This is a genomic window from Streptomyces sp. NPDC006207, assembly GCF_040613835.1.
In the GTDB taxonomy this organism is placed as follows: Bacteria; Actinomycetota; Actinomycetes; order Streptomycetales; family Streptomycetaceae; genus Actinacidiphila.
In genome coordinates, this window is record NZ_JBEXSX010000154.1 from 1 (window position 1) to 1,311 (window position 1,311).

General features: G+C 67.8%; 1 protein-coding gene. It reads right to left on the minus strand.

From position 1 onward, the window contains the following. Positions 1-1,175, minus strand: a 1,175-nt coding sequence (locus ABZ312_RS45105) for an IS256 family transposase (protein ID WP_500440230.1), incomplete at its 3' end; no start/stop codon positions are given. Positions 1,176-1,311 lie beyond the last annotated feature (136 nt).

The window sequence follows — 1,311 nt, forward strand, 5'->3', positions numbered from 1 at the left end:
GCTTTGGCCAGCAGGTCGCGGCCCATGTAGCGGCGGGCCTCGGTCCACTCGTCGTTCTGCTCGGCTAGGACCGCGCCGACCAGGCGGATCACGGCGGTGCGGTCCGGGAAGATCCCGACCACGTCGGTGCGCCGTCGGATCTCCTTGTTCAGCCGTTCTTGGGGGTTGTTGGACCAGATCTGCCGCCAGATCTCGCGGGGGAATGCGGTGAAGGCCAGCAGGTCGTGCTGGGCGGCATCCAGGTGTTCGGCGGCCTTGGGGAACTTCTTGTCCAGGGCGTCCAGGACCTGCTTCAGCTGGGTGTGGACTGCGGTGGCGTCGGGCTGTTCGAAGACCGTCCGCAGCAGCGTGGCCACCCACGGCTGGGCCGACTTCGGGACTTGCGAGAGCAGGTTGCGGGCGTAGTGGGTGCGGCAACGTTGCCAACTCGCGCCGGGCAGGACGGCTCCGATGGCGTCGACGAGTCCGGCGTGGGCGTCGGAGACGACGAGTCGGACGCCGTTCAGGCCGCGGGCGATCAGCGAGCGCAGGAAGGCCAGCCAGCCGGCGCCGTCCTCGGCAGTGGCGACGTCCAGGCCGAGGATCTCGCGGTGTCCGTCGGCGTTGACACCGACGGCGACCAGCGCGTGAACGTTGATGATCCGGCCGCCTTCGCGGACCTTCTGGGTCAGGGCGTCGACCCAGACGAAGGTGTAGGGGCCGGCGTCCAGGGGCCGGTTGCGGAACGCGGTGACCTGTTCGTCCAGGTGCTTGGACATGGCGCTGACCTGGGACTTCGACAGCTGGGTGACGCCGAGGGACTCGGCGAGTTTCTCGACCCGGCGGGTGGAGACCCCGAGCAGGTAGGCGGTGGCGACCACCGAGATCAGGGCCTGCTCGGCCCTGCGGCGTCGTTCCAGCAGCCAGTGCGGGAAGTAGCTGCCGCTGCGGAGCTTGGGGATGGCCAGTTCGACGGTGCCGGCCCTGGTGTCCCACTCTCGGGGGCGATATCCGTTGCGGTGGTTGACGCGTTCGTCGCTGACCTGCCCGTATTCGGCGTTGCAGAGGGTATCGGCCTCCGCGGACATGAGCGCGTCGGCAAACGTTTTGACCATCGCGCGCAACAGATCGGGACTCGCCGCAGCGAGGTTCTCCTCGGTCAGAGCGTGCAGGGGCAGACTGTCAGGTGCGGTCATCGTGCTGATCTCCTTCGAGGCTTCGACACTTCGAAGATCAGCCGGTGGCCGTTTGACTATGCGGGCACCAACCCAGACGCCGGAGCAAACCCCCGCATCAGGTCCAACCCGCTACACCACGTCCAAGGACGCAACC